The sequence below is a fragment of the Streptomyces kurssanovii genome (assembly GCF_040677245.1).
GTDB classification, from domain to species: domain Bacteria; phylum Actinomycetota; class Actinomycetes; order Streptomycetales; family Streptomycetaceae; genus Streptomyces; species Streptomyces kurssanovii.
Genome location: NZ_JBFAQK010000009.1, coordinates 88,097 through 113,968, shown reverse-complemented (window position 1 = coordinate 113,968; position 25,872 = coordinate 88,097). Strand labels below are relative to the sequence as shown.

The following is a 25,872-nucleotide window of genomic DNA, read 5'->3' as shown; positions in this document are numbered from 1 at the left end:
CCTCGTCAGCCCGATGCGTCAGCCCGATCCGTCAGCCCTCCTCCGGCCGGTCCTTGCGTCGTTCCGGGTCCTCGTCCGACTCCGGCGGGGTCTCCTCCTCCACGGGGATCTGGCCCGCCTCCGGGCCGGTTCCCGGACCGATGCGGATCTCGAACTCGCCCGCGTACTTCTCGTGCCCCGCGATCACCGCGGTCTCCACCGCCTCCTCGGCGATCTCGCCCCGGACGATCAGCGGGTCCTGGCGCAGGTCGCGCATGAGGGCCACACACATGCCGATCATCACCAGTACGAAGGGTGCCGCGACAAGGATGGTCAGGTGCTGAAGACCGGCCAGCGCGTCGCCCTTCCCCTCACCGACGAGCAGCATCACGGCGGCCACCGCGCCGGTCACCACGCCCCAGAAGATGACGACGACCCGAGCCGGTTCGAAGGTGCCCTTCTGGGAGAGCGTGCCCATCACGATCGAGGCCGCGTCGGCGCCCGACACGAAGAAGATGCCGACGAGGATCATCACCAGCAGGCTCATCACCGAGGCGATCGGGAACTCCTGGAGCACACCGAAGAGCTGACCCTCCGGTGTCGTCTCGTCGCCCAGTTTGCGCTGTTCCTGAAGCTTCATCGCGGTGCCGCCGAAGACGGCGAACCAGACCAGGCTGACCGTGCTCGGCACCAGGATGACGCCGCCGACGAACTGACGGATGGTACGGCCGCGGCTGATGCGCGCGATGAACATGCCGACGAACGGCGTCCACGAGATCCACCAGGCCCAGTAGAAAACCGTCCAGCTGCTCAGCCAGTCGGCGACGTCACCGCCGCCGGTCGCCGCCTCGGTCCGGCCGGCGAGCTGCGGCAGTTCTTCGAAGTAGGAGGCGAGCGAGGTGGGAATCAGATCCAGTACGAGGATGGTGGGGCCGGCGACGAAGACGAACAGGGCGAGCACGATCGCCAGCACCATGTTGGTGTTGGACAGCCACTGGATGCCGCGCTCCACACCCGACACGGCCGAGAAGACGAAGCACACGGTCAGCACCGCGATGATGGAGATGAGCAGTCCCGTACCGGCCTTCTCCATCCAGCCGAGCTCCTGGAACCCGCTGCCGATCTGCAGGGCGCCGAGGCCCAGCGACGTCGCGGAGCCGAAGAGCGTGGCGAAGATCGCCAGGACGTCGATCACCCGGCCCGGCGCCCCCTCGGCCCGCTTCTTGCCCATCAGCGGCTCGAAGACGGCGCTGATGTTCTGCCGCCTGCGGCGCCGGAAGGTGCTGTAGGCGATGGCAAGGCCGACCACCGCGTAGATCGCCCATGGGTGCAGGGTCCAGTGGAAGAGCGTGGTGGCCAGCGCGGTCTCCATGGCGTCCGCCGAGTCGATCGGGTCGGTGCCCGGCGGCGGCGTCGTGTAGTGCGCGAGCGGTTCGCTCACTCCGTAGAACATCAGGCCGATGCCCATGCCCGCGCTGAACATCATCGCGACCCAGGAGACGGTTCGGAACTCCGGTCCCTCGTGCTCCTGTCCGAGCGGGATCCGGCCGTAGCGGCTGATGGCGAGCCAGAGGGCGAAGACGACGAAACCCGATGCGGCCAGGACGAACGCCCAGCCGCCGTTGTGCATCAGGCCGTTCAGCAAGGTGTCGGAGGCGCTCTCCAGCGTCTCGGTGAACACCGAGCCCCAGAACACGAAGGCGAGCGTGAGCACCGCCGTCACGCCGAACACCACCCGGTCCGTGACGGGTGCTCTGTCTTCGTGCGGATGGCGGCCCGGTAGCGCCGCCTTGACGGGATACCACAGCCGTTTGCCCGGCTTTTCTACGTCGCGCGACACGGGGCACCTTTCATGATTCCGCGGAGCCTGATTTCACTCCCCGCTACCCCCTACCACACGAGTCACTCTCCTCCCGGTATCAACAGGCTTCCACCGGTTCTCCCGTGGTGATGCGATAGGCCGCACGGGTGTCGAGCAGCAGCGGGACCAGATTCCGCAGGGACTGCCGCAGCGGTACGACGGCGCCGTCGGCGACGGGCCGGGCGAAGACCCCGTGGAGAGCCAGTTCGTCCTTGACCGCGGCGTACCGGCCGGCGTCGAGACGGTAGGCGCACGGCGGGTCCGCGATCGTCTCGTCCGGTCCCGCCGGGTCGTTGTCGGCGCCGCCCAGGTACACCGGCCCGCGGTCCGCGAAGCCCGCGCGCCGGGCCGCTGTGGTGGCGGCCTCGATCCGGCCGAGCCGGTCGGCGCTGAAGGTGAACAGCCCGCCCAGAGCCGCGAGCTGGCTGTCGACCCGGCGGCGGTGATTGAGCGCGGGGTCTGCCTTCTCCTGCGGGGTCAGTGCGTCGACGCGGCTCTCGATCAGCAGTCCCACGGCGTGCTTGACGCCGCTCGCGTTGCGCAGGATGCGCTCCTGTCCGTCGCCGGCGGTCTGCCGGAGCGGCTCGCCGGTGACGGGGTCCGTCCAGATGCCGTACGTGCCGGTGGAGTGGCCCGCACGGTGCGCGGCCGGACGGACGTACGTCCCGGACAGGGTCCGCGCCTCATGGTGCACGGCGGCGTCGGTGTTGAGGTTCCGGGGCCACAGGTCGAAGAGGTCCTTGTCGTAGTAGGGCGGCGTGGCGCCGTACTCGTGCAGGTCGTAGATGATGTCCGGCCGCCGGTCGCGTACGACCGCCGCGACGGCCCGTCCTTCCGCCGTCCTCAGCGCGATGTGGTCGCGGTTGACGTCGACACCGTCCGCGTTGCCACGGGTGCCGGCGGCACGGCCGTCGGGGTTGGCGGTGGGCAGGACGAGCAGGCGGGTGCGGGACAGCAGCCGGCGGGTCCCGTCGTCCCGGGCGAAGGCGAGGTCGCGGACCGTGGTCAGACAGGCTTCGCGGCCCGCCGGCTCGTCGCCGTGCTGACTGCAGATCAGGAGCACGGTGTGCGCGGACGTCTCGTTCCCCAGGTGGACGAGCCGCAGCGGGCGGCCCTGTCCGGTCGTGCCGATCCGCTCCACGGACATCCGCCGGCTGCCGCGGTCGACGGCGGCGAGGAAGGCCCGTTCCTCGTCCTCGCCGGTCCACCGCGCGCCGCCGCTGTCCTCGAAGCCCGTGCGGGGCGTGGTGTGCGCCGCTTCGGCGGGGCCGGTGACCAGCGGCACCGCGAGCGCAGCGGCGGCTGCCGTCAGGGCGAGCGTGCGGACACGGATTCGGGACGTCATCGGATACTGCCTCCGGGGATCCGGTCCGGTACACGTATCGGCATGGCCCGGGAAACGTACTCCGGCCGGCTGCGCCGCGACAGGGGGCGGTCAACGTCGGCTGCTCGCGGTGTGCTTGGGACAGGCGGGGCCCGTCCGGCTCGCGGCAGATGTCCCGCCCTGGAACAGTCTGCAGGTCTTGGCCCGGTATGGCCGGCATCCGCGCCCGGACGGTTCGCCGTGCCGCCGGGCCGGCCCGTCCACGCACCAGAGCCGGCACCCGATCTGGGAGCGCTCTCAGACTGTCGGCCGGGGCGGATATCCTGTCGGTATCGGATCATGCCACCGACCGGCGTGCCGGAGCACCGGAGCAGACGAGGAGCGCCCGCCTTGACCGAGCAGACCACGGGGTCCCGCCCCACCCTGGAAGCCGTCGCGGCGCGCGCTGGCGTCTCCCGTGCCACGGCCTCCCGGGTCGTCAACGGCGGTGCGGGCGTGCGCGCACCCCTGGTCGACAAGGTGCGCAAGGCGGTCGAGGAGCTCGGGTACGTACCGAACCACGCGGCGCGCACCCTGGTCACCCGGCGCAACGGCGCGGTGGCGGTGATCATCGCGGAGCCGGAGTTCCGGATCTTCTCCGACCCCTTCTTCGAGCAGCAGGTCCGCGGGATCAGCCGCGAGCTCACGGCGCACGACTCCCAGCTGGTGCTGCTGTGGGTGGAGGGCCCCGGGGACCATGACCGGATCGCCCGCTACCTCGGCGGCGGCCACGTCGACGGCGCGCTCGCCTTCTCCCTCCACAACGACGACCGGCTGCCCGCGCTCATCGGCAGGACGAAGATCCCGACGGTCTTCGGCGGGCGTCCCGCCGCCGGTTCCGACCTCGCCGTGCCGTACGTGGACGCCGACAACCGCGGCGGCGCCCGGGAGGCGGTGCGCCACCTGGTCTCGCTGGGCCGCAGGAACATCGCGCACATCGCCGGCCCCCGCGACCAGACCTCCGCACTGGACCGCATAGACGGCTACCACGACGTCCTGGTGGACGCCGACCCCGGTCTCTTCTGCCAGGGTGACTTCACCGAGGAGAGCGGCGCGCGGGCGATGGCCGAGCTGCTCGACCGCCGCCCGGACGTGGACGGCGTCTTCGTCTCCAACGACCTGATGGCGTCGGGCGCGCTGCGCACCTTGCGTGAGCGCGGCGTCCGGGTGCCGGAGGACGTGGCCCTGGTCGGGTTCGACGACATGGCCTCGGTCGTCGGGACGACCGAGCCGGCCATGACCACGGTGCGCCAGGACGTCGAGGGCATGGGCAGGCTGATGGTCCGGCTGCTGATGCGGCTGCTGAACGAGGCGGGCGGCGACGCCCCCGCCTCTGTCATCACCCCGACCACACTGGTGCGGCGGGCATCGGCCTGACTTCCGACACCCGCCGCGTTCCTGTGGGGGGGAGCGATTCAGCTGTAGGGGATCACCAGCACCGACTTGTCGGTGCCGGTCTGGAGCTTTGCGGTGCCGTTGCCGATGGCGCTCCACACCTCGAGGCGTACGGTGCCGCCGTCGAGGTTGCCGAGCGCCCCGGTGGAGGCCTTGAGGCCACGGGAGTGCGCGTACTCCTCCCAGCCGGTGACCGGGTCGGTCGCGAAGTAGTGGTACGTCTCCGTCCGCTCGAAGGTGCCGTCACCGGTGAGGTCGTAGCTGATACGCGCCTGCTGGCCGAGTCCGACCGTGCTGCCCGCGTCGACCTGGAGACGGAACGCGGTGGAAGCGCCCGCGGTGAGGGTGCCGTTGACGCCCCGGATCTCGTAGACGAGCGGCTGGTGCGGTGTGCCGTCGTGGTTGGCGCCGCCGGCGGAGGCGATGGTGTCGCTGCCCGCCGTGCCACCGGTGGCCGTGGTCAGCGCGCCTCCGCTGCGCAGCTGGAAGGTGTTGCCGGTCGGCGGCTCCGGGTCGGGGTCGGGCTCGCCGCCGGTGCCGGTGCCCGTCGCGGTGGAACGGGCGGGCACGGAGAGGGTCTTGCCGTCGGAGAAGGTCACCGTGCGGGCCGTGGCGCCGTGGTTGTGCGCGGCGTAGATCCGGGTGGTGCCCTTGGTGAAGGCGGCGGACGTCGGGATGTTGCCGGTCACCGTGGTGTCGGGCGCGCCCAGCCGGTCCAGCGTGGAGATCCAGTGGTACGTGTGGGCCTTGGACTCGCCCTGCTCGGGGGTGTAGCCGGCGTGGCCCGCGTCCCACTTGGCCTTGGCGGCCGCGGGGTCGGCCAGCGACTGGAACTCCCAGAGGATGTCGCGCCATTCGACGGCCGGGCCGCCGTTCTCACGCTCCATCTCGGCGATGTTGCGCCGGATCGCGGCCTTCTCCCCACCGAGGTGGAGCGAACCGCCGGTCACGGGGAGGACGTTGATGCCGTGGATCTCCTCGGGGTTGGCGGTCCACCAGGTGGCGTAGGCGGCACCGCTGCCCCAGACCATGCCGGCCGTGTCGTGGCCGAAGGAGGACGGGAAGACCTGCTCGTCGGCGTCGAACCAGTACTGGGCGATCGACTCCGCCTCCGTGGTCAGCAGATACGTGCCGAGATCCCGGAGCGAGGTGTCACCGGTGGCCGAACCCCACAGGACGAGGGCGGCGCTGAGGTTGGTGGACTCGGAGGAGGACTCCTGGTTGTTGCCGGCGGCGAAGCCCTGGTGACCGGAGGCCCAGCTGTGCCCGGCGTAGATGTCGAAGCCGCGCAGGAAGGGGAAGGCCGTGTCGGTGCGGCTCGGGTTGGCGGCGTCCCGCACCAGGGTCTTGACCATCCCGCCCCAGGCGGAGTCGGCGGCCCAGGCCTGGTCGTACTGAGCGACGATCGCCGCGGCGTACACGTAGTAGCTGTAGTGGAAGTGGTGGTCGTTGAGTTCGGTGTCGCTGCCGTAGGAGGCCGGGTAACCGGTGAGGGTCTTCCAGTCCCTGTCGTAGCTGAACTCGTTCGCGCCGCCCGCGGTGAACCAGTCCTGGAGCCTGCCCTTGATCAGGCCGAGGAGCTTGTCGCGGGTGCCGGTCTCACCGATCTGCTCGGCCACGGGCACGAGCTGGGCGAGCCGGCCCAGCGCCTTGCCGGTCCAGTACGTGTCGGTGGCGCCGGAGAACGGGTCGGAGGCGTTCGCGACCTCGTTCAGGTAGCCACGCAGCCGGGCCGTGTCGACGGCGTCCGACTTCGGCAGGGCCGGCAGCACCGGGGATGCCTTCTGGCTGGTGGTGAAGGAGGCGGACTCCCGCACCTTCATGGTGCCGCGCGGCGAGACGTAGGTGTGGCTCGTGAGCGGGTCCGTCGTGTTCAGCCACTGGTGGCGGTAGAGGGCCTGGAGCGTGCCGCGCTCGGTGCCCTCCTTGGCTTCCGTGGTGAGCGTGTACGTGGCCTTGACCGTGCCGCCGGTGTAGCTCCACGCGGCCTGGGAGCCGGTGACGAAGCTGTAGGCGTACTTCTTGTACGTCGCGAGCGCCCCCGTGGAGGGCAGGACCGCCACGGAGAAGTAGTCCTTGGAGCCGAGGCCCGCGGTGACGGTGGATCCCGAGACGTTCCAGTCGCTGCCGGTCGGGGCGAAGAGGGCGTAGTGGTGTCCGGCGACGGTGATGCCGAGGACGTTGCCCTGGTCGGCGAAGACGGCGGGTGCGGCGGCGGTGGTGATCTGGGCGTTCCCGCCGGAGCCCTTGGCGTATACGAACGGCATGCCGTGGCCGATGGTGGTCCGCAGGGTGCGGGTGCCGTCGGACCAGTAGGGGGTGACGGTCCAGTCGGACCAGTCGTCGGCCTTGGTGTCGGGAGAGTTGAGGCCGGTCAGGCCGATGGTGAGGTCACGCTTGTGGGCGAACTCGTACTGGCGGCCGTCGCCGACGATCGCGGGGGCGGTGGGGTAGCCCACGTCGAGCCCGCCGGCGGTGGCCTGGTAGGTGAGGGGGTGCCCGTACATGGGGGTCGAGTACGGGTTGTCGCCGTAGCGCTGGAAGGCGAGGGAGGACCACCAGTCGTTGGTGGGCACCGGCCGGCTCTTGGCCGCGGCGGTCACCTTGGGGGTGACCGGTGCTCCGGTGTTGGTGGTCGGTCCGGACGTTCCGGCGGGTCGGGTGTCGGAGTAGCTGCCGGAGCCTATGGGGACGGTGGCGGCGGCCGCGGGTGCGGCGGCCGGGCCCAGGCCGACAGCGGCCAGGGCTGAGGCCAGGACCAGCGCGGCGGCCGGCCTGGTGCGGGGGGCTGGCATGAACGGCACCTCAAGTCATCACGGGTAGGGGTGGCTGAGAGCGCTCTCAGATGGCCGAAACGTAAAACCCCCGAAACACAAGTGTCAATAGACCGAACACAGCCGGGAGTTGATCCCCGAGTCCAGACCGTTATGTCTTCGAGTCTTGACGCGAAGAGTCACCGGAGGGCACGCTCCAAGCGCATATTTGAGAGCGCTCTCAAACGCTCTCGTCCCACCCCGAAGCCAAGGGAGGCTTCCCATGCCCATAGCCAGAGCCGCCAAAAGGGCCGCCGTCCGCCTGGGTGCGGTCGCGCTCGCCGGGGCCCTGCTCGCCGCCTGCGGGTCCGGCTCCTCGGACACCGCCTCCGACGGCGAGGGCGGGAAGGTCACGCTCACCGTCGACCTCTTCGGTTCCTTCGGCTACAAGGAGGCCGGCCTCTACGCGGAGTACCAGAAGCTTCACCCGAACATCACGATCAAGCAGACCGACACCGAGGACGAGGCCGACTACTGGAAGTCGCTGCAGACCCGGCTCGCCGGCGGCGGCGGTCTCGCCGACGTCCAGGGCATCGAGGTCGGCCGGATCGCGTCGGTCACCCAGCAGCAGGCCGACAAGTTCGAGGACCTGAAGAAGTACGGCGCCGACAAGCTGAAGAGCCAGTTCGCGGACGCCAAGTGGGCCGCCGCCACGACGAAGGACGGCGCCGTCCTCGGTCTCGGCACCGACGTCGGCCCCGAGGCCATGTGCTACCGCACCGACCTGTTCAAGCAGGCCGGGCTGCCGACCGACCGCGAGGAACTCGCGAAGAAGTGGTCGACCTGGGACGGCTACCTCGAGCTGGGCAAGCAGTACAAGGCCAAGGCCCCCGCCAAGAGCGCCTGGCTGGACAGCGTCGGCAGCCTGTTCTCCATCATGATCGGCCAGGAGGAGGAGCGTTACTACGACGCCTCCGGAAAGCTGATCTGGGAGACCAACCCGGCTCTGAAAACCGCGTGGGACACCTCGGTCAAGGCGGCGGAGGGCGACCTCAGCGCCAAGCTCGACCAGTGGTCACCCCAGTGGAACCAGGCCTTCGCGGCCGGTTCCTTCGCCACCATCCCCTGCCCCGCCTGGATGCTCGGCTACATCAAGGGCCAGGCCGGTGACGCGGGCAAGGGCAAGTGGGACATCGCGAAGCTGCCCGGCGGCGCGGGCAACTGGGGCGGCTCCTACCTCTCCGTGCCGCGCGCGGCCAAGCACAAGAAGGAGGCGTACGAGCTGATCCAGTGGCTCACCGCCCCCGAGCAGCAGGCCAAGCTCTTCCAGAAGCAGGGCAACTTCCCCTCCTCCACCGGCGCGATCGAGAAGGTCGCCGGCGCCACCGACCCCTACTTCTCCGGCGCGCCGATCGGGCAGATCTTCGGTGACGCGGCCAAGGCGGCCCCGGTCCAGGTCCTCGGTGTGCACGACCAGAACGTCAACCAGCAGATCACCAACGCGCTGAGCGAGGTCGAGCGCAAGGGCATCTCGTCCGAGAAGGCGTGGGGGAACGCGAAGAAGGGCGTCGAGAACACCATCGGCTGACGCCCGCAGAGCAGCTCCTTCGGGCCGGTCCGCATCCCGACCACTCCCCGCACCGGCCCGGCCCGAAGGCCCCCGCCCCGTACCGACTCATCCTCGAAGGGCCGCACCGTGACCCTCACCGCTTCCGCGAAGCCGGTCTCGCCGCCCCGGCCGCCGGCCGTGCGGCGCGCCTGGCGCAAGGTCTCGCCGTACGCCTACATCGCCCCGTTCTTCACGCTGTTCGCCGCCTTCGGGCTCTTCCCGCTGATCTACACGGCGTTCGTCTCGCTCTACCGGGTGGAGCTGCAGACGCCGGGGGACATGGAGTGGCGCGGGCTCGGCAACTACACCGCTCTTTTCGGCGACGAGTTCTTCTGGACCGCGCTGCGCAACACGTTCACCATCGGTGTGATCTCCACCGTGCCGCAGCTGGTGATGGCCCTCGGACTGGCCCACCTGCTCAACTACCGGCTGCGTGGCCGCACCTTCCTGCGGACCGCGATGCTCCTGCCGTACGCCACCTCCGTGGCCGCCGCCACGCTCGTCTTCGCCCAGCTGTTCGGCCGTGACTTCGGGCTCATCAACTACGTGCTGGGACTGGTCGGTTTCGGGCCGGTCGACTGGCAGACCGGCACCGTCGCCTCGCAGATCGCCGTCTCCACCATCGTCATCTGGCGCTGGACCGGCTACAACGCGCTGATCTATCTGGCGGGCATGCAGTCGATCCCGAGCGAGCTGTACGAGGCGGCGGAGGTGGACGGCGCCTCACGGTGGCGGCAGTTCTTCCACGTCACGCTCCCGGGACTGCGCCCCACGATCCTGTTCACCGTGGTCGTCTCCACGATCGGCGCCACCCAGCTCTTCGGTGAGCCGCTGCTCTTCGAGGGTTCCATCTCCGGCGGCATCTCGCACCAGTACCAGACGCTCGGCCTGTACATGTACGAGCAGGGCTGGGGCTTCTTCCACCTGGGCCGTGCCGCCGCCATCGCCTGGGTGATGTTCCTGCTGATCCTGGTGCTCGTCGGGGCCAACGCCCTGATCGCGCGCCGCCGTTCCCGCAAGGAGGCCGGCCGATGACCGCGCTCGCCGCACCGCCGACGAAGCAGCCGGCCACCGAGAAGGCGCAGGTGCCGGGGCGCCGCAGGCGGAAGTCCGGCGCGGGCCGCACGATGAAGGGCGGCAAGCTCGCCTACGCCATCCTGATCGCCGCCGTACTGGTCTCCGCCTTCCCTTTCTACTGGACGATCGTCGCCGCCAGCCGTTCCAACGCCGACCTGGCGAAGGTCCCGCCGACCCTGCTGCCCGGCCCCAACCTGATCCGCAACTTCGAGGCGGTGATGGAGGAGGCGGACATCGGCAAGGCGCTGGTGAACTCCTTCATCGTCTCCGGCTCCATCACCGTCGGCACCGTCCTGTGCTGCACGCTCGCCGGCTTCGCCTTCGCCAAGCTGCGCTTCCGCGGCCGCGGCGCACTGCTCGCGATCACGGTCGGCACCATGATGATCCCGCCGCAGCTGGGCGTCATCCCGCTGTTCATGCTGATCGCCGAACTCCAGTGGGTGAACCAGCTCCAGGCGGTGATCCTGCCCGGGCTGGTGTCCGCCTTCGGTGTCTTCTTCATGCGCCAGTACCTCGTGCAGTCGCTGCCGGACGAGCTCATCGAAGCGGCACGCGTGGACGGCGCCTCCACCGCCCGGATCTTCTGGTCGATCGTGGTGCCGATCGCCCGGCCCGGCATGGCCGTGCTCGGCATGCTGACCTTCATGGCCGCCTGGAACGACTTCTTCTGGCCGATCGTCGCGCTCTCCTCGCAGGAACCGACCGTCCAGGTGGCGCTGCGCCAGCTCGGCGGCGGCTACGTCCACGACCAGTCCGTGATCATGGCGGGCACCCTGCTGGGCACGCTCCCCGTGCTGCTGGTCTTCGGCCTGCTCGGCCGCCAGATCGTCGGCGGCATCATGCAGGGCGCGGTCAAGGGCTGACCGATCCACCGCCTCCGCACCGACGTCTCACTCCTTGGGAGTTCCACCTCATGACCGCGCTCGACGCACGCCCCGACGCCACGACGACACTCCGGTTCCCCGCCGGATTCCGCTGGGGCACCGCCACCGCCGCCTACCAGATCGAGGGCGCGGCCGCCGAGGACGGCCGTACCCCCTCCATCTGGGACACGTTCAGCCGTACCCCCGGCAAGGTCCGCAACGGCGACACCGGCGACATCGCCGCCGACCACTACCACCGGATGCACGAGGACGTCGCCCTGATGCGCCGCCTCGGCGTCACCGACTACCGGTTCTCGATCGCCTGGCCGCGGGTCCAGCCCACCGGCCGCGGTCCGGCCGTGCAGAAGGGCCTCGACTTCTACCGCAGGCTCGTCGACGAGCTGCGCGGCGCCGGCATCCGGCCGGTGGCCACGCTCTACCACTGGGACCTGCCGCAGGAGCTGGAGGACGCCGGCGGCTGGCCGCAGCGTGAGACCGCGCAGCGCTTCGGCGACTACGCGGGGATCATGGCCGAGGCGCTCGGCGACCGGGTCGCGACCTGGACGACGCTCAACGAGCCGTGGTGCGCCGCCTTCCTCGGCTACGGCAGCGGGGAACACGCCCCCGGCCGCACCTCTCCCCTGGCGTCGCTGCGCGCCGCGCACCACCTGAACCTGGCGCACGGCTGGGCCGCGCAGGTGCTGCGCGCCGAACTGCCGCCGTCCGCCGAGGTGTCCCTGACGCTCAACCTCCATGCCGTGCGGGCGCATTCCGACTCGCCCGCCGACCTGGACGCGGCCCGCCGTATCGACGCCGTGGGCAACCGCATCTTCCTCGACCCGGTGTTCCGCGGCCGGCTGCCCGAGGACCTCGTCAGGGACACGGCGCCGGTCACCGACTGGTCGTTCGTCCTCGAGGGGGACCTGGACGTGACGTCCGCCCCGATCGACTCGCTGGGCATCAACTACTACTCCCCCACCGTCGTCGCCGCGGGTTCCGGCGCGGCGGCCCCCTCCCCGTGGGCGGGCGCCGAGCAGCACGTACGGTTCCTGCCCGCGCCCGGTCCGCGCACCGCGATGGACTGGCCGGTCGACGCCGACGGGCTGCACGAGCTGCTGATCCGGCTGCGCGACGACCTGCCGGGCGTACCCCTGGTGATCACCGAGAACGGCGCCGCGTACGACGACTACGCCGACCCGTCCGGCGAGGTGAAGGACCCCGAGCGGGTGGCCTATCTGCACGCGCACCTGTCAGCCGTGCACCGGGCGATCGCGGACGGCGCCGACGTGCGCGGCTACTTCCTCTGGTCGCTGCTCGACAACTTCGAGTGGGCGTACGGCTACAGCAAGCGGTTCGGCATCGTGCACGTCGACTTCGCCACCCAGCGCCGCACGTTCAAGGACAGTGCGCGCTGGTACGCGTCGGTCATCGAGCGTGGAGGCCTGATCTGAGCCGCTCCGCCCGGCGCGCCTCGCGGGCCAGGGGCAGGTAGCGCAGCCGCTCGGGGAGTACGGGCACCACGGCCCGTACGACCCCGGCGAAGCGCCGCAGTCGGCGCTCCTGCGCGTCGGTCCAGGGCAGACCGATGGCCTGGCGGGCGTCCGGCGGCATCAGTCCGATGGTCATGAACCGGCGGAACCGGGCCAGCGGCGGGCGCAGCAGCGGCCACAGTGCGCGCAGCAGCACTCGGACGGCTCGCGGTCCCCGGTCGGGCGGCGGGACCGGCTGGTCCACGTCCACCAGTTCGCGGACGACCACGGTGGCCTCGAGTTCGTCCGCCAGGACCTTGCGGTAGTACGGCCAGAACTCCTCGATCGTCTGCGGCATGTCCCGGTCATGGATGCCGAGTATCCGGCCGACCTGGAGCCATTCCGCGTAGAGCTGCCGCTCCTCGGCCTCGGTGAGACCACGCACCAGATAGCGCGCGGCGTGCCGGTACACGGGGAAGCCGGTGGCGTGGACCCAGGAGTAGTAGGCGGGACTCAGCGCGTGGTAGCGGCGGCCGTGCGCGTCGGTGCCCTGGATGGTGCGGTGCAGTTCGCGGAGCCTGCGGCCCTCCGCGGCGGCCGCCTCACCGCCGTAGATCCACAACTGGAGCGAGCGCAGGGACCTTTCACCGCGTCCCCAGGGGTCGGTGCGGAAGACGGAGTGCTCGTCGACACCCGCGCCGACGGCGGGATGGGCGACCTGCATGGTGAGCGCCGCGGGCAGCATCAGCAGGGCGCGGACGTCACCGGCGAGGCTCCACAGAACACCGCCCGGCGGTGGTGGCTGGGGCTCGTCCGCGGCTGCCCTGCTCATGTGCTTCCACGCTGCTCTCTGCTCGGCCCGCCTGTCACCTCTCAGTATGCGCCGCGCGGATCACCGGCCCCACCGGCCTCCGCCGCCGGCCCATTCCCGCCGGCCGGTCCCCCTCCCCACCTGCGCTCGGCCGCGCCCGGTGGCGAACGCCCGTGCGGATAGCATGCGGCGCATGACGGATATCATGATCAGGTCCGCCGTCGCGGACGACATCCCTGCCATCGTGGCCATGCTCGCCGACGACGCCCTGGGAGCGACGCGTGAGTCGCCCGACGACCTGAGTCCCTATCTGACGGCGTACGAACGACTGCGGACCGACCCGAACCAGCTGCTGATGGTGGCCGAGCGCGGTGACACCGTCGTCGGCACGCTCCAGCTGACCGTCGTTCCCGGTCTGTCCCGGCGCGGCAGCACCCGTTCGATCATCGAGGGCGTACGCGTCCACAGCTCCGAGCGTGGCCAGGGGCTCGGCCGGCAACTGATCGAGTGGGCGATCGAGGAATCCCGTAAGCAGGGCTGCCAACTGGTCCAGCTGACCTCGGACGCGGCCCGCCCCGACGCCCACCGCTTCTACGAGCAACTCGGCTTCACGGGCTCGCATGTGGGCTTCAAGCTTCCGCTCAACCCCTGACCGCCGTGCGGGATACAGAATCCGGGCACCTAACCATTACCAGAAGGTAACTACGGCTGCTTTGATGTGCGGCGCCGGTCCGTCGACCGGTGGAACCCCCCACCACGAACGGGAGATTCTGTGCCGCACTCCGAGCTCCGCCGTGTCCCTCGCGCCGCCGTGTCCGCCGCCCTGTCCGCCGTGCTCGCCGCCACCGCCCTGGCCGCCGCCGCGCCCACGGCATCGGCCGCACCGGCCGGGGCGGCACCGGGCCTGAAGGTCCTCACGTACAACGCGTTCCTGTTCAGCAAGTCCCTCTACCCGAACTGGGGCCAGGACCACCGGGCCGCCGCGATACCGGCGGCGTCGTTCTTCCAGGGCAACGACGTCGTCGTGCTCCAAGAGGCGTTCGACAACTCCTCGTCCGACGCGCTGCTGCGCAACGCCGCCGCCCAGTACCCGCACCGTACGCCGGTGATGGGCCGGAGCAAGGACGGCTGGGACGCGACCGGCGGCTCGTACTCGTCGACCACCCCGGAGGACGGTGGGGTCGCGGTCCTCAGCAAGTGGCCGATCATCCGCAAGGAGCAGTACGTCTACAAGGACGCGTGCGGCGCGGACTGGTGGTCGAACAAGGGCTTCGTCTACACCGTCCTCGATGTGAACGGCACCAGGGTGCACGTGGTGGGCACGCACGCGCAGTCCACCGACCCCGGCTGCGACGCGGGTGAGGCGGCGGAGATGCGCAGCCGTCAGTTCCGGGCGATGGACGCTTTCCTGGACGCGAAGAACATCCCGGCGTCCGAACAGGTCGTCGTGGCGGGCGACTTCAATGTTGACTCCCGCTCGCCCGAGTACACCTCGATGCTCGCCGACGCCGGCCTGGCCGGGGCGGACGCGCGGACGGGGCACCCGTACTCCTTCGACACCGAGGAGAACTCGATCGCGGCGGAGCGCTACCCCGACGACCCGCGCGAGGACCTCGACCATGTGCTGCACCGTGCGGGGCACGCCCGGCCCTCCGGCTGGACCAATGAGGTGATCAAGGAGGTCAGCGTGCCGTGGTCCGTCTCCAGCTGGGGCACCACGTACACGTACACGAATCTCAGCGACCACTATCCGGTGATTGCCTCCGGCCAGTAGGCGCAAGCCGCCGACGGCGGTCTTGTGCCTGTGTCAGGGCCATGCCACATTGAGTCCGCACTCCGGACTGGTCCAGTCCACTTTGCCGTCAGGCAACCCCCCACACGGACTCGAATGAAGGAGAAGCCCCCCATGAGACGCACGCTTCGCGCGCGCATCTGCCTCCCCGCCCTGCTGGCCCTGACCGCCGTCGGCCTCGGCTCCGGAACGGCCGGCGCCGCCGGGACCGACTCCGCCGGGAACCCGAGCCCCGGCGTCGCCGCCTCACCCGCCCAATACACCCTGCACACCTCCCTCGAACGCGACCTCGGCGACCGCACCGCGGGTTCGTACCTCGACGCCGCCAGCGGCGAACTCGTCGTGACCGTCATCGACGCCGCGGCCGCGGAGGAGGTGCGGGCCACGGGAGCCCGCGCCGAGGTCGTCACCCGCAGCATGGCCCAGTTGCGGGCCGCCATGGACACCCTCGAGTCCAAGGCCAAGATCACCGGGACGTCGTGGGGAATCGACCCGTCGACCAACCAGGTCGCGGTCGAGGCCGACAGCACCGTGTCCGCGGCCTCCATGGCGAAGCTGCGGGGCGTCGCCGCCCGGCTCGGCGACGCCGTGAGCATCAAGCGCGTCGCCGGCGCGTTCAAGAAGGAGGTGGCGGGCGGCGACGCGATCTACGGCGGCGGCTACCGCTGCTCCGCCGCATTCAACGTGTCGAAGTCGACGACCCGTTACTTCCTGACCGCCGGGCACTGCACCAACTCGGCGAGCAGCTGGTCCGCCACCTCCGGCGGGCCCTCGATCGGCACCCGGGAGGGCACCAGCTTCCCGACCAACGACTACGGCATCGTCCGCTACACCGACGGCTCCCAGCCCGCGGGGAACGTCAACCTGTACAACGGCAGCCACCAGGACATCACCTCCGCGGCGGACGCGATCGTCGGCCAGTCCATCCGCAAGAGCGGCTCCACCACCCGGCTCACCAGCGGCACGGTGACCGCTGTGAACGTCACCGTGAACTACGGCGACGGACCGGTGTACAACCTCGTCCGCACCACCGCCTGCTCCGCGGGCGGCGACAGCGGCGGCGCCCACTTCGCCGGCTCGACGGCGCTGGGCATCCACTCCGGCAGCGCGGGCTGCACGGGATCGAACGGCTCGGCACTCCACCAGCCGGTCAAGGAGGCGCTCGCCGCCTACGGCGTCGCCGTCTACTGACCCCCGCTGCGAACCGGCTCCGCACACCAGGGCGTGCCCATTCCCCGGGCACGCCCTCGGCGTGCCCGGCGCGGGCCGGGGTCAGTCCCCGTGGTCGTAGACCGTGACCGGTATGGAGCGGGCCGTCAGCCGGGCGGCTATCAGCGGTTCGATCCGCGACCATGTGCCGCCCGCCAGCCCGCAGCCGATGCGCGGCATATGGACGGAGGCGCCCAGCTCGACGGCCTTGTCCCCCACCGCCGCCAGGGCCCTGTCGATAGCCTCGTACCGCACGGGCACCCCCTTGCTGCCGGTCCGCATGCCGCGCTGGCCCACCATGTTGCCCACCCACACATACGGGTCGACCTGGACGAACTGCGCGGCGCCCAGCGCGAAGTCGTTGCCCGCGCGGCCGCGGTGCCAGCGGCGGTACGCCGCCTCGGGCTCCGGCCAGCGGCGGGACAGGGCGAGGACGAAGCCCTTGCCCCACCCGCCCAGGTCGTTGCACACGTGCACGATCAGCTTGACGCCTTTCGCCTGCGGCGCGGTGGCGTCCCCCCGGACGTATCTGATCTCGGACATGGCACCACCGTAGGCTCCGCCACTGACATCGGCCCCGACCAAGTGCCTGCCGGGCCGCTCGGTGCCGAGCGGCATCCCGCGCCGCTGGTTGTCCGGGCCGGTCGCTACGGTGACGCGACCGGGATCACATGAGGTTCGAACAAGGATGGGCATGGTGGTCGAGAACGTCTGCACGGTGGAAGTGACGTACTGCGAGGGCTGGGATCCCGTGGCGCGCGCGGCAAGCACATCAAGAGTCAGATGGCCGACATCGTCGAGTTTCATCGGGAGCTCCGAAGCCGCCGCCTGTACTGACCGGCTCCGCCTGGTCACCAGACGCTGCGGTCGGCTTCGTCGGCATCTTTCACAACACCGGTGAGACAGCAATACTGTTGCACCGGGTGTTGTTCAGCGCAGAAGGAGGCCTCATGGCGACCGGGACCGAGGAGCCGACGCTCACCGTCGACGAACTGGCCGCGCGCGCCGGGGTCACGGTGCGCACCATCCGCTTCTACAGCACGCGGGGGCTGCTGCCCCCGCCCGTGATCGGCCCCCGCCGGGTCGGGCACTACGGCCCGGACCATCTCTCCCGGCTGGCCCTCATCGAGGAGTTGCAGCACCAGGGCATGACCCTCGCCGCGATCGAGCGCTACCTGGAGCAGCTGCCGCCGGACCTGAGCGCCCAGGACCTGGCGATCCACCGTGCGCTGGTCGCATCCTGGGCCCCGGAGTCGGCCGAGGAGGTCACCCGGGAGGAGCTGGAGCGCAGGGCGGGCAGGGTGCTGTCCGACCAGGACGTCGGCCGGCTGGCCGCCATGGGGGTGCTGGACCGGTCCACGCCGGACACCTACCGCCTGGACTGCGGTCTGCTGCGGCTCGGCGTGGAGCTGCTCGACGTGCCGATCGCGCACGAGACGATCCTCGCGTCGCGCACCGTGCTGCTGGAGCACGCGCGGGCCGCCGCGCAGGACCTGAGCCGGCTGTTCCGTGACGAGGTCTGGGGCCCCTACCGCGAACGCGAGTCGGACCCGGACCATGTGGCGGCGATGAAGTCGCTGTCCGCCCATATGCAGCCGATGGTCATCCAGGCATTGGTGACGGCGTTCCAGCGTTCGCTGCGGGAGGAGCTGCGGGCAGCGTTCGACACGGAGGCGGATTGAGCCAGTTCCCGGGGCCCGCGTAAACAAGTTGCCCGGGGCCGGGTGGTGCAGGAGGCTTCCGGCCATGTCCGATCAAGGAACCACCACCGCTCACAGCGTGCACGCGCTCTTCTCCCACGGCCGGCTGACCGCGATCCCCCGCAAGCCGGCCCGCCGCGAGCAGTTGCTCGTACACCTGACCGAGACGCTGTTCGACCAGGGCCGCGATTACACCGAACGCGAGGTCAACGACGCGCTGCGCACCGTGCACGACGACTGCGCGGCGCTGCGCCGCTACCTGGTCGTGGCGGGTCTGCTGACCCGCACGAAGGACGGCGGCAGCTACCGGCGGGACCGGTGACTGCCGCCGTCGTGGCGGTCCTGCGTCAGACGTCGTGGGGCGTCACGCGTCGGTGAAGACCTCGCCCCGCTCCGCCTTCTCGACCAGCAGCGCCGGCGGCCGGAACCGGTCGCCGTAGCGCTCGGCCAGCTCACGGGCGCGGGCCACGAAGCCCGTCAGGCCGCCCTCGTAGCCGTTGATGTACTGCAGCGCGCCGCCCGTCCAGGCCGGGAAGCCGATGCCCATGATGGAGCCGATGTTGGCGTCGGCGACCGTGAGCAGGACGTTCTCCTCGAGGCAGCGGACCGTGTCCAGGGCCTCGGAGAAGAGCATCCGCTCCTTCATGTCGTCGAACGGGATCTCGGTGCCCGGCTCGGTGAAGTGCTCACGCAGCCCCGGCCACAGACCGGCGCGCTTGCCGTCCTCGTCGTAGTCGTAGAAGCCCGCGCCGCCGCTGCGTCCGGTGCGGCCGAACTCGTCGACCATCCGGTCGATCACGGTGTCGGACGGGTGGCCGGCCCAGGTGCCGCCCGCTTCCTCGACGGCGCGCTTCGTCTCGTTGCGGATCTTGCGCGGCAGGGTCAGGGTCAGCTCGTCCATCAGGGAGAGCACCTTCGCGGGGTAGCCGGCCTGCGCGGCCGCCTGCTCGACGGAGACGGGGTCGACGCCCTCGCCGACCATCGCCACGCCCTCGTTGATGAACTGTCCGATGACCCGGGAGGTGAAAAAGCCGCGGGAGTCGTTGACGACGATCGGCGTCTTGTTGATCTGCCGGACCAGGTCGAAGGCGCGGGCCAGCGCCTCGTCACCGGTGCGCTCGCCCTTGATGATCTCCACCAGCGGCATCTTGTCGACGGGCGAGAAGAAGTGCAGGCCGATGAAGTCGTCGGGCCGCGAGACGCCTTCGGCGAGCACCGTGATGGGCAGCGTGGAGGTGTTGGAGCAGAGGAGCGCGTCCGCTTCGACGACGTCCTGGATCTCCTGGAAGACCTTGTGCTTGAGCGCGGTGTCCTCGAAGACCGCCTCGATCACCGCGTCGCAGCCCGCGAGGTCCGCGGCGTCGGCTGTCGGGGTGATCCGGGCGAGCAGCGCGTCGGCCTTCTCCTGGGTGGTGCGGCCGCGTGACACGGCCTTGGCGCACAGCTTCTCCGAGTAGTCCTTGCCCTTGGCGGCGGCCTCGGCGCTGACGTCCTTGAGGACGACCTCCATGCCGGCCCTCGCGCAGGAGTACGCGATGCCGGCGCCCATCATGCCGGCGCCGAGGACGGCCACCTTGCGGACGGGCCGCGGCTCGATGCCCTTCGGCCTGCTGGCGCCGGAGTTGACGGCCTGCAGGTCGAAGAAGAAGGCCTGCATCATGTTCTTGGCGATCCGGCCGGTGACCAGCTCGGTGAAGTAGCGCGCCTCGATGACCTGCGCCGTCTCGAAGTCGACCTGCGAGCCCTCGACGGCGGCCGCGAGGATGTTGCGCGGCGCCGGGTAGGGGGCGCCCGCGGTCTGCTTCCGCAGGTTCGCGGGGAAGGCGGGAAGGTTGGCGGCGAACTTCGGGTTGGACGGGGTGCCGCCGGGGATCTTGTAGCCCTTGACGTCCCAGGGCTGCTGCGAGGACGGGTTCGCGTCGATGAAGGCGCGGGCCTTGGCCAGCATCTCGTCCCGGGTGGCGGCCACTTCGTGGACCAGGCCGTTCTCCAGGGCGCGCCGCGGGGTGTACTGGGTGCCCTGGAGGAGCACCTTCAGCAGCGCGTCGGCGATGCCCATGAGCCGTACGGTGCGGGTGACGCCGCCGCCGGCGGGCAGCAGGCCGAGGGTGACCTCGGGCAGGCCGATCTTGGAGCCGGGCGCGTCGAGGGCGATGCGGTGGTGGCAGGCGAGGGCGATCTCGTAACCGCCGCCGAGCGCCGCGCCGTTGACGGCGGCGACGACGGGCTTGCCGATGGTCTCGATACGGCGCAGGGCGCGCTTGATGCCCATGCCCGCCTCGAAGACGAACTGTGCGTCCTCCGGGCCGGCTTTGATCATCTCCTTGAGGTCGCCGCCCGCGAAGAAGGTCTTCTTCGCGGAGGTGAAGATGATGCCGCGGATGGACTCCTGCTCGGCCTCCACCCGGTCGGCGATCGCGGCGATCGAGGCCTTGAAGGCCTGGTTCATCGTGTTGGCGGACTGGTTCGGGTCGTCGAGGACGAGCGTGACGATGCCGGTCTCGTCCTGTTCCCAGCGGATGGTGGTGGACTCGCTCATGGTCTGGCTGCTCCGTATGGCGGGTGAGGACGGGGGTCAGAGACGCTCGACGACGGTGGCGATGCCCATGCCGCCGCCCACGCAGAGGGTGGCGAGGCCGTACCGCTTGTCCTGGCGTTCCAGTTCGTCGATGAGGGTGCCGAGGATCATCGCCCCGGTCGCGCCCAGCGGGTGGCCCATGGCGATCGCGCCGCCGTTGACGTTGACCTTGTCGAGGGAGAGACCCATGTCCTGGGCGAAGCGCAGGACGACGCCGGCGAAGGCCTCGTTGATCTCGACGAGGTCGATGTCGTCGATGGTCAGCCCCGCCTTGGCGAGCGCCTTGCGGGTCGCGGGCGCCGGTCCGGTGAGCATGATCGTCGGCTCGGAGCCGGAGACGGCGGCGGAGACGATCCGGGCGCGCGGGGTGAGCCCGTGGCGCTCCCCCACCTCCTTGCTGCCGATGGCGACGAGGGCGGCGCCGTCGACGATGCCGGAGGAGTTCCCGGCGTGGTGGACGTGGTCGATCTTCTCGACCCAGTGGTACTTCTGCAGGGCGACGGCGTCGAAGCCGCCGAGGTCGCCGATGCCCGCGAAGGACGGCTTGAGGGACGCGAGGGAGTCCGCGGTGGTGCCGGGGCGCATGTGCTCGTCGTGATCGAGGACGACGAGGCCGTTGCGGTCGCGGACGGGGACCACCGAGCGGTCGAAGCGTCCGTCCTTCCACGCGGCGGCGGCCCGCTCCTGCGACATCGCCGCGTACTCGTCGACGTCGCGGCGCGACCAGCCGCCGAGGGTGGCGATCAGGTCGGCGCCGATGCCCTGCGGGACGAAGTTGGTCTCGAAATTGGTCATCGGGTCGGCGAACCAGGCGCCGCCGTCGGAGGCCATCGGCACGCGCGACATCGACTCGACCCCGCCGGCGAGGACCAGGTCCTCCCAGCCGGAGCGGACCTTCATCGCGGCCATGTTGACGGCCTCGAGGCCCGAGGCGCAGAAGCGGTTCTCCTGTACGCCGGCGACGGTGTCGGGGAGCCCGGCGGCGATGGCCGCGATCCGGGCGATGTCGGACCCCTGGTCGCCGACCGGTCCGACGACGCCGAGCACGATGTCGTCGACGGCGGCGGGGTCCAGGCCGGGGAACCGGGCCTGGATCTCGTGGATCAGTCCGACGACGAGATCGATCGGCTTGGTGCCGTGCAGGGCCCCGTTGGCCTTGCCGCGACCGCGCGGGGTGCGGATCGCGTCGTACACGTACGCTTCGGTGCTCACTGGTCAGCCTTTCAAGAGGGTTAGCCGAGCAGGGAACGACCGATGATCTCCTTCATGATCTCGGTCGTGCCGCCGTAGATGGTCTGGATGCGTCCGTCCGTGAATGCCCTGGCGACGCGGTACTCGTTCATGTAGCCGTACCCGCCGTGGAGCTGGAGGCAGCGGTCGGCGGCACGCTTCTGGAGTTCGGTCGCCCACCACTTGGCCATCGAGGCGTGGACGGCGTCCAGCTCCCCGTTGGTGTGGTCGGTGATGCAGCGGTCGAGGAAGGCACGGGTGACCGCGCATTCCGTCGCCAGCTCCGCGATCTCGAAGCGGATGTGCTGGAGCCCCGCGAGCGGCCGGCCGAAGGCCTCGCGCTCCTTCACGTACTCGGTGGTGATCTCCAGCAGGTGCTCGGCCGCGGCGATGCCGGCGACGGCGATCGCCATCCGCTCCTGCGCGAGGTTGGTCATCAGGTGGATGAAGGCGCCGTTGAGCTCGCCGAGCAGGTTCTCCTTGGGGACGCGGACGTCGTTGAAGAACAGTTCGGCGGTGTCCTGCGACTTCTGGCCGATCTTGTCGAGGTTGCGGCCGCGCTCGAATCCCTCCGCGCCCCGCTCGACGACCAGCAGCGACAGTCCGTGCGCGCCGCCCTCCGGGGTGGTCTTCGCGACGACGATCACCAGGTCGGCGAGGATGCCGTTGGAGATGAAGGTCTTGGAGCCGTTCAGCAGCCAGTGGTCGCCGCGGTCCTCGGCCGTGGTGCGGATGCCCTGGAGGTCGGAGCCCGCTCCCGGCTCGGTCATGGCGATCGCGGTGATGATCTCGCCGCTGCAGAAGCCCGGCAGCCAGCGCCGCTTCTGCTCGTCGGTGGCGAGGGAGGTGAGGTAGGGGCCGATGATGTCGTTGTGCAGGCCGATGGCCAGGCCGGGCGCGCCCGCGCGGGTGAACTCCTCGTGGAGCACCGCGGCGTAACGGAAGTCGTCGTTGCCGCCGCCACCGTACTCCTCGGGTACGGCGAGTCCCAGCAGCCCTTGGCGGCCCGCGGCCAGCCACGCGTCGCGGCTGACGATCCCGTCCTTCTCCCACTGTTCGTAGTGCGGCTCCACCTCCTTGGTGAGGAAGGTGCGCACGGACTGACGGAACGCCTCGTGCTCGGCGGTGAAGATCTGGCGCTTCAACGGTCCTCCTGGGGCCGGATTGCGGGCACGTCCCAGTCCCTGGCGACCTCCGCGGTGTCCGCGCCGGGCTGGGCGGGTCCCCGGGTCACGGCCGTCGGGGTGGCGGAGAAGCGGGGCGCGGGGGCGGGCTGGGTGATGCCGCCCTGGTCGACGTACGTCCCACGGGCGGCGAGGTGCGGGTGGCCGGGGGCCTCGCGGAGCGAGAGCACGGGGGCGACGCAGGCGTCGGTGCCTTCGAACACGGCCGTCCACTCGGCGCGCGTACGGGACCTGAACCGGTCGGCGACGGCCTGGCGCAGCTCCCCCCAGCGGTCGAAGTCCTTGCGGGCCGGGACGTCGTCCTTGATGCCGAGCAGTTCGACGAACTGGTCGTAGAACTGCTGCTCCAGGGCGCCGACGGCCATGTACTGGCCGTCGGCGGTCTCGTAGGTGCCGTAGAAGGGGCAGCCGCCGTCGAGGAGGTTCGCGCCGCGGCGGTCCTGCCAGCCGCCGGCGGCCATCATCCCGTGGATCATCGTGGCGAGGTGCGTGGCGCCGTCGACGATGGCCGCGTCGACGACCTGTCCGCTGCCGCCTTCGGCGCGTGCGTGCTGGAGGGCCGCGAGCACGCCGATGACCAGGTAGAGGGAGCCGCCGGCGTAGTCGCCGACGAGGTTGGCGGGTACGGTGGGCGGCTCGCCGGAGCTGCCGATCATGGAGAGTGTGCCGGTCAGGGCGATGTAGGAGATGTCGTGGCCGGCCCGCTGGGCGAGCGGGCCCTGCTGGCCCCAGCCGGTCATCCGCCCGTAGACCAGGCGTGGGTTGCGTGCGAGACACTCGTCGGGGCCGACGCCGAGGCGCTCGGCGACGCCGGGCCGGAACCCCTCGATCAGAACGTCGGCGCGCTCGACGAGATCGAGGACCCGGGCGGGGCCGTCGGCCGACTTGAGGTCGATGAGCACGGAGCGCTTGTTGCGGTTGGTGAGGTCGTACGCCGGGTCGATGGCCAGCCCGGCACCGCCGGGGCGGTCGACGCGCACGACATCGGCCCCGAGGTCGCCGAGGAGCATCGCGGCGAACGGGCCTGGCCCGATGCCTGCCAGCTCCACCACTCGTACCCCGGCCAGCGGGCCGTTCCCTGACGCTGTCATCCAGCCCCCAGCTATGTGACACAACTGATGTAACACCAGCGATGGTAAGAACGCGTTCCAGTTATGACAAGGGTTTGGGCCGAGCAAGCGCTTAGACGGCTCGAACCCGCTTGATCACCGGTGGATCACCAACGGAAACCGGATCTTCTGCGCGGCCGCTCCGCGCGCTAGCCTCAGCCACCGACAACGGCGTGGGGCAGGTCTGCCGCCCTGATCCGCCGGTACAGCCTGACGGCGGAGGAGCCAGTGAACAGCCAGAACGGGACGGACCGCGCACAGCGCCCGTACGACATCGTGCTCTTCGGGGCCACCGGATTCGTCGGGCGGCTCACCGCCGAGTATCTCGCGCGGCACGCGCCCGAGGGCTGCCGCTGGGCCGTCGCGGGACGCAGCCGCGACAAGCTCGAGCACCTGAGGGAGTATCTGGCCGTCATCAACCCCTCGTGCGCGGCCCTGGCCCTGATCGAGGCCGACGCCGCCGACGCCGGGTCGCTGCGGGAGCTCGCCGGGTCCGCGAGGGTCGTCGCCACGACGGTCGGCCCGTACGTCTGGTACGGCGAAGGCCTGGTCGCGGCCTGCGCCGACGCCGGGACGGACTACGTCGACCTCACGGGGGAGCCCGAGTTCGTCGACCTGATGTACGTGCGGCACGACGCACGCGCCCGCGAGACCGGCGCACGTCTCCTCCACGCGTGCGGCTTCGACTCGGTCCCGCACGACCTCGGCGTGTACTTCACCGTGCAGCGGCTGCCCGAAGGCGTTCCGCTCACCGTCGACGGCTTCGTCCGCTCCAACGCGATGTTCTCCGGCGGGACACTGGCCTCGGCACTCAACGCCATGGGCCGCGGCCGTGAAACGCTGCGCGCCGCACGCGAACGCCGGCTCCACCAGCCGCGGCTGGTCGGCCGCCGGGCGCAGGCCCCCCTCGGCGGGCCTCGCTTCAGCCGGGAGACCGGGGCGTGGGCACTGCCCCTGCCGACGATCGACCCGCAGATCGTGGTCCGCTCGGCGCGCGCGCTGGAACGCTACGGCCCCGACTTCCGCTACCGCCACTACGCGGCGGTCAAGACCCTGCCGATGGCACTCGGCGGCCCCGCGGCCGTCGGCGCGGGCTTCGCCCTCGCGCAGATCCCCGCCGCCCGGCGGTGGCTGACGGACCGTTACGCCCCGGGTGACGGCCCCAGCGCCAAGCGCCGGGCCGAGAGCTGGTTCTCCGTCCGCTTCGTCGGCGAGGGCGGCGGGCGCCGGGTCTTCACCGAGGTGAAGGGCGGCGACCCGGGCTACGACGAGACGGCAAAGATCCTGGCGGAAGCGGCGATGTGCCTGGCGGGCGACACGCTGCCGAGGACTTCCGGTCAGGTGACGCCGGCGGTCGCGATGGGCGACGCGCTGCTGACGCGGCTTCAGCGGGCGGGCATCCACTTCCGGGTGGCGCACACCCGGTAGCGGCCGCCGCGCGCGGCGGCCTCCGGCGAGCTTTCCGGGTGGGGCCCGGCGGAACCGGGCGCGTGAACGTCCCGGGGCGGAACGGGCGGTTCGGCGTTGAAGCGGCAGCCGCCCGCCCTACTGGTCGTCGAGTTCCAGGGTGTCGGGCCGGCCTGAGGGCGGATCTGCCGGACCGCCGGCGACGCCCGCCGTGGTGCCACCCACGTCGACGGGCGCGACGGCATCGCACCGGTGCTCCGGGCGGTGGGCGCTCCGGAGATCACCCACGCCGTCCAGCGGCTCGTCGACGGCCGGCCGTTGAGCGGACCTCGCATCCCCGCCCCTCGCGGGACGCGCGTGGGGTGGGCAGGTCCCCGGCCCGGGCCCGCCCTGGGCCGGGGCCGACGGCACGGGCGCCGAGGCGGTTCCGGCATCCACCCTCCTGTGCCGATGTGCTCACTCTTGTCCACGGAGCGGCGGGTT

General features: G+C 70.8%; 20 protein-coding genes. 11 read left to right on the top strand and 9 right to left on the bottom strand.

The window, feature by feature from the left end; translation table 11 throughout:
- Window positions 1-31: 31 nt before the first annotated feature.
- The gene (locus AB0K36_RS10135) at window positions 32-1,786 is read right to left on the bottom strand and encodes a BCCT family transporter (protein WP_364591097.1); all 1,755 of its coding nucleotides are present in this window, start codon (window positions 1,784-1,786) and stop codon (window positions 32-34) included.
- 112 nt (window positions 1,787-1,898) lie between these two features.
- Window positions 1,899-3,185, bottom strand: coding sequence for a M14 family zinc carboxypeptidase (locus AB0K36_RS10130; RefSeq protein WP_364590951.1), 1,287 nt, complete (start codon window positions 3,183-3,185; stop codon window positions 1,899-1,901).
- Window positions 3,186-3,554: 369 nt separating this feature from the next.
- Between AB0K36_RS10130 and AB0K36_RS10125 the strand changes: the two genes are divergently transcribed.
- Window positions 3,555-4,580 carry a LacI family DNA-binding transcriptional regulator gene (locus AB0K36_RS10125; RefSeq protein WP_364590948.1) on the top strand — a complete coding sequence of 342 codons (1,026 nt, stop codon included), beginning with the start codon at window positions 3,555-3,557 and terminating at the stop codon, window positions 4,578-4,580.
- Window positions 4,581-4,618: 38 nt separating this feature from the next.
- Here the strand turns inward: AB0K36_RS10125 and AB0K36_RS10120 are convergent, their stop codons facing one another.
- Complete coding sequence (locus AB0K36_RS10120) at window positions 4,619-7,393, bottom strand: glycosyl hydrolase (protein WP_364590945.1); 2,775 nt, start codon at window positions 7,391-7,393, stop codon at window positions 4,619-4,621.
- A 241-nt stretch (window positions 7,394-7,634) separates the two neighbouring features.
- Here AB0K36_RS10120 and AB0K36_RS10115 point away from each other — a divergent pair, with 241 nt between their 5' ends.
- The 4 genes from AB0K36_RS10115 to AB0K36_RS10100 all read left to right on the top strand — a co-directional run bounded on the left by AB0K36_RS10115 (window position 7,635) and on the right by AB0K36_RS10100 (window position 12,351).
- Window positions 7,635-8,939: an ABC transporter substrate-binding protein gene (locus tag AB0K36_RS10115; RefSeq protein ID WP_360034205.1), complete on the top strand. Its 1,305-nt coding sequence runs from the start codon at window positions 7,635-7,637 to the stop codon at window positions 8,937-8,939.
- A 108-nt stretch (window positions 8,940-9,047) separates the two neighbouring features.
- Window positions 9,048-9,995, top strand: a complete 948-nt coding sequence (locus AB0K36_RS10110; protein ID WP_189464861.1) for a carbohydrate ABC transporter permease — start codon at window positions 9,048-9,050, stop codon at window positions 9,993-9,995.
- Entirely contained in the window at window positions 9,992-10,900 is a 909-nt protein-coding gene (locus AB0K36_RS10105; RefSeq protein ID WP_189464860.1) for a carbohydrate ABC transporter permease, read from the top strand. The genes AB0K36_RS10110 and AB0K36_RS10105 overlap by 4 nt, the downstream gene beginning before the upstream one ends.
- A gap of 50 nt (window positions 10,901-10,950) precedes the next feature.
- The gene (locus AB0K36_RS10100) at window positions 10,951-12,351 is read left to right on the top strand and encodes a GH1 family beta-glucosidase (RefSeq protein ID WP_364590940.1); all 1,401 of its coding nucleotides are present in this window, start codon (window positions 10,951-10,953) and stop codon (window positions 12,349-12,351) included.
- Here the strand turns inward: AB0K36_RS10100 and AB0K36_RS10095 are convergent.
- On the bottom strand, window positions 12,326-13,201 hold the full coding sequence (locus AB0K36_RS10095) for an oxygenase MpaB family protein (RefSeq protein WP_364590937.1): 876 nt from the start codon (window positions 13,199-13,201) through the stop codon (window positions 12,326-12,328). The two genes, AB0K36_RS10100 and AB0K36_RS10095, sit on opposite strands and share 26 nt — an antisense overlap.
- 172 nt (window positions 13,202-13,373) lie before the next feature.
- On the opposite strand from AB0K36_RS10095, the gene AB0K36_RS10090 reads away from it, so the two are divergent.
- The 3 genes from AB0K36_RS10090 (at window position 13,374) to AB0K36_RS10080 (ending at window position 16,163) form a co-directional block, all read left to right on the top strand.
- On the top strand, window positions 13,374-13,832 hold the full coding sequence (locus AB0K36_RS10090) for a GNAT family N-acetyltransferase (protein WP_189464851.1): 459 nt from the start codon (window positions 13,374-13,376) through the stop codon (window positions 13,830-13,832).
- Window positions 13,833-13,952: 120 nt separating this feature from the next.
- A complete protein-coding gene (sph, locus tag AB0K36_RS10085) occupies window positions 13,953-14,954 on the top strand; it encodes a sphingomyelin phosphodiesterase (RefSeq protein WP_364590933.1) in 1,002 nt (333 codons plus the stop codon).
- 132 nt (window positions 14,955-15,086) lie between these two features.
- On the top strand, window positions 15,087-16,163 hold the full coding sequence (locus AB0K36_RS10080) for a S1 family peptidase (RefSeq protein ID WP_364590930.1): 1,077 nt from the start codon (window positions 15,087-15,089) through the stop codon (window positions 16,161-16,163).
- 81 nt (window positions 16,164-16,244) lie between these two features.
- Here AB0K36_RS10080 and AB0K36_RS10075 read toward each other — a convergent pair whose 3' ends face one another.
- Window positions 16,245-16,724 (bottom strand): macro domain-containing protein, encoded by a 480-nt coding sequence (locus AB0K36_RS10075; protein ID WP_364590927.1) that lies wholly within the window; start codon window positions 16,722-16,724, stop codon window positions 16,245-16,247.
- A 407-nt stretch (window positions 16,725-17,131) separates the two neighbouring features.
- Here AB0K36_RS10075 and AB0K36_RS10070 point away from each other — a divergent pair, with 407 nt between their 5' ends.
- Both AB0K36_RS10070 and AB0K36_RS10065 read left to right on the top strand, forming a co-directional pair.
- Complete coding sequence (locus tag AB0K36_RS10070) at window positions 17,132-17,863, top strand: MerR family transcriptional regulator (protein ID WP_364590925.1); 732 nt, start codon at window positions 17,132-17,134, stop codon at window positions 17,861-17,863.
- Between the two features lie 64 nt (window positions 17,864-17,927).
- On the top strand, window positions 17,928-18,203 hold the full coding sequence (locus AB0K36_RS10065) for a DUF2087 domain-containing protein (RefSeq protein ID WP_364590922.1): 276 nt from the start codon (window positions 17,928-17,930) through the stop codon (window positions 18,201-18,203).
- Window positions 18,204-18,245: 42 nt separating this feature from the next.
- Here AB0K36_RS10065 and AB0K36_RS10060 read toward each other — a convergent pair whose 3' ends face one another.
- From AB0K36_RS10060 to AB0K36_RS10045, 4 genes are read right to left on the bottom strand one after another with little or no spacing between them, the layout of a single operon-like run.
- Window positions 18,246-20,420 (bottom strand): 3-hydroxyacyl-CoA dehydrogenase NAD-binding domain-containing protein, encoded by a 2,175-nt coding sequence (locus AB0K36_RS10060; RefSeq protein WP_364590919.1) that lies wholly within the window; start codon window positions 20,418-20,420, stop codon window positions 18,246-18,248.
- A gap of 36 nt (window positions 20,421-20,456) precedes the next feature.
- The gene (locus AB0K36_RS10055; protein ID WP_364590916.1) at window positions 20,457-21,671 is read right to left on the bottom strand and encodes an acetyl-CoA C-acetyltransferase; all 1,215 of its coding nucleotides are present in this window, start codon (window positions 21,669-21,671) and stop codon (window positions 20,457-20,459) included.
- 20 nt (window positions 21,672-21,691) lie between these two features.
- Complete coding sequence (locus tag AB0K36_RS10050; RefSeq protein WP_364590913.1) at window positions 21,692-22,834, bottom strand: acyl-CoA dehydrogenase family protein; 1,143 nt, start codon at window positions 22,832-22,834, stop codon at window positions 21,692-21,694.
- The gene (locus AB0K36_RS10045) at window positions 22,831-23,964 is read right to left on the bottom strand and encodes a CaiB/BaiF CoA transferase family protein (protein WP_364590910.1); all 1,134 of its coding nucleotides are present in this window, start codon (window positions 23,962-23,964) and stop codon (window positions 22,831-22,833) included. The genes AB0K36_RS10050 and AB0K36_RS10045 overlap by 4 nt, the downstream gene beginning before the upstream one ends.
- 246 nt (window positions 23,965-24,210) lie before the next feature.
- Between AB0K36_RS10045 and AB0K36_RS10040 the strand changes: the two genes are divergently transcribed.
- Complete coding sequence (locus AB0K36_RS10040; RefSeq protein WP_364590907.1) at window positions 24,211-25,410, top strand: saccharopine dehydrogenase family protein; 1,200 nt, start codon at window positions 24,211-24,213, stop codon at window positions 25,408-25,410.
- The last annotated feature ends 462 nt before the right edge of the window (window positions 25,411-25,872 follow it).

What these genes read in the sequence shown, in the direction of transcription:
- AB0K36_RS10130 (WP_364590951.1), bottom strand. Translation starts at nt 3,185, where the DNA reads ATGACGTCCCGAATCCGTGTCCGCACGCTCGCCCTGACGGCAGCCGCC.
- AB0K36_RS10120 (WP_364590945.1), bottom strand. Translation starts at nt 7,393, where the DNA reads ATGCCAGCCCCCCGCACCAGGCCGGCCGCCGCGCTGGTCCTGGCCTCA.
- AB0K36_RS10115 (WP_360034205.1), top strand. Translation starts at nt 7,635, where the DNA reads ATGCCCATAGCCAGAGCCGCCAAAAGGGCCGCCGTCCGCCTGGGTGCG.
- AB0K36_RS10105 (WP_189464860.1), top strand. Translation starts at nt 9,992, where the DNA reads ATGACCGCGCTCGCCGCACCGCCGACGAAGCAGCCGGCCACCGAGAAG.
- AB0K36_RS10100 (WP_364590940.1), top strand. Translation starts at nt 10,951, where the DNA reads ATGACCGCGCTCGACGCACGCCCCGACGCCACGACGACACTCCGGTTC.
- AB0K36_RS10095 (WP_364590937.1), bottom strand. Translation starts at nt 13,201, where the DNA reads ATGAGCAGGGCAGCCGCGGACGAGCCCCAGCCACCACCGCCGGGCGGT.
- AB0K36_RS10090 (WP_189464851.1), top strand. Translation starts at nt 13,374, where the DNA reads ATGACGGATATCATGATCAGGTCCGCCGTCGCGGACGACATCCCTGCC.
- AB0K36_RS10080 (WP_364590930.1), top strand. Translation starts at nt 15,087, where the DNA reads ATGAGACGCACGCTTCGCGCGCGCATCTGCCTCCCCGCCCTGCTGGCC.
- AB0K36_RS10075 (WP_364590927.1), bottom strand. Translation starts at nt 16,724, where the DNA reads ATGTCCGAGATCAGATACGTCCGGGGGGACGCCACCGCGCCGCAGGCG.
- AB0K36_RS10070 (WP_364590925.1), top strand. Translation starts at nt 17,132, where the DNA reads ATGGCGACCGGGACCGAGGAGCCGACGCTCACCGTCGACGAACTGGCC.
- AB0K36_RS10065 (WP_364590922.1), top strand. Translation starts at nt 17,928, where the DNA reads ATGTCCGATCAAGGAACCACCACCGCTCACAGCGTGCACGCGCTCTTC.
- AB0K36_RS10060 (WP_364590919.1), bottom strand. Translation starts at nt 20,420, where the DNA reads ATGAGCGAGTCCACCACCATCCGCTGGGAACAGGACGAGACCGGCATC.
- AB0K36_RS10045 (WP_364590910.1), bottom strand. Translation starts at nt 23,964, where the DNA reads ATGACAGCGTCAGGGAACGGCCCGCTGGCCGGGGTACGAGTGGTGGAG.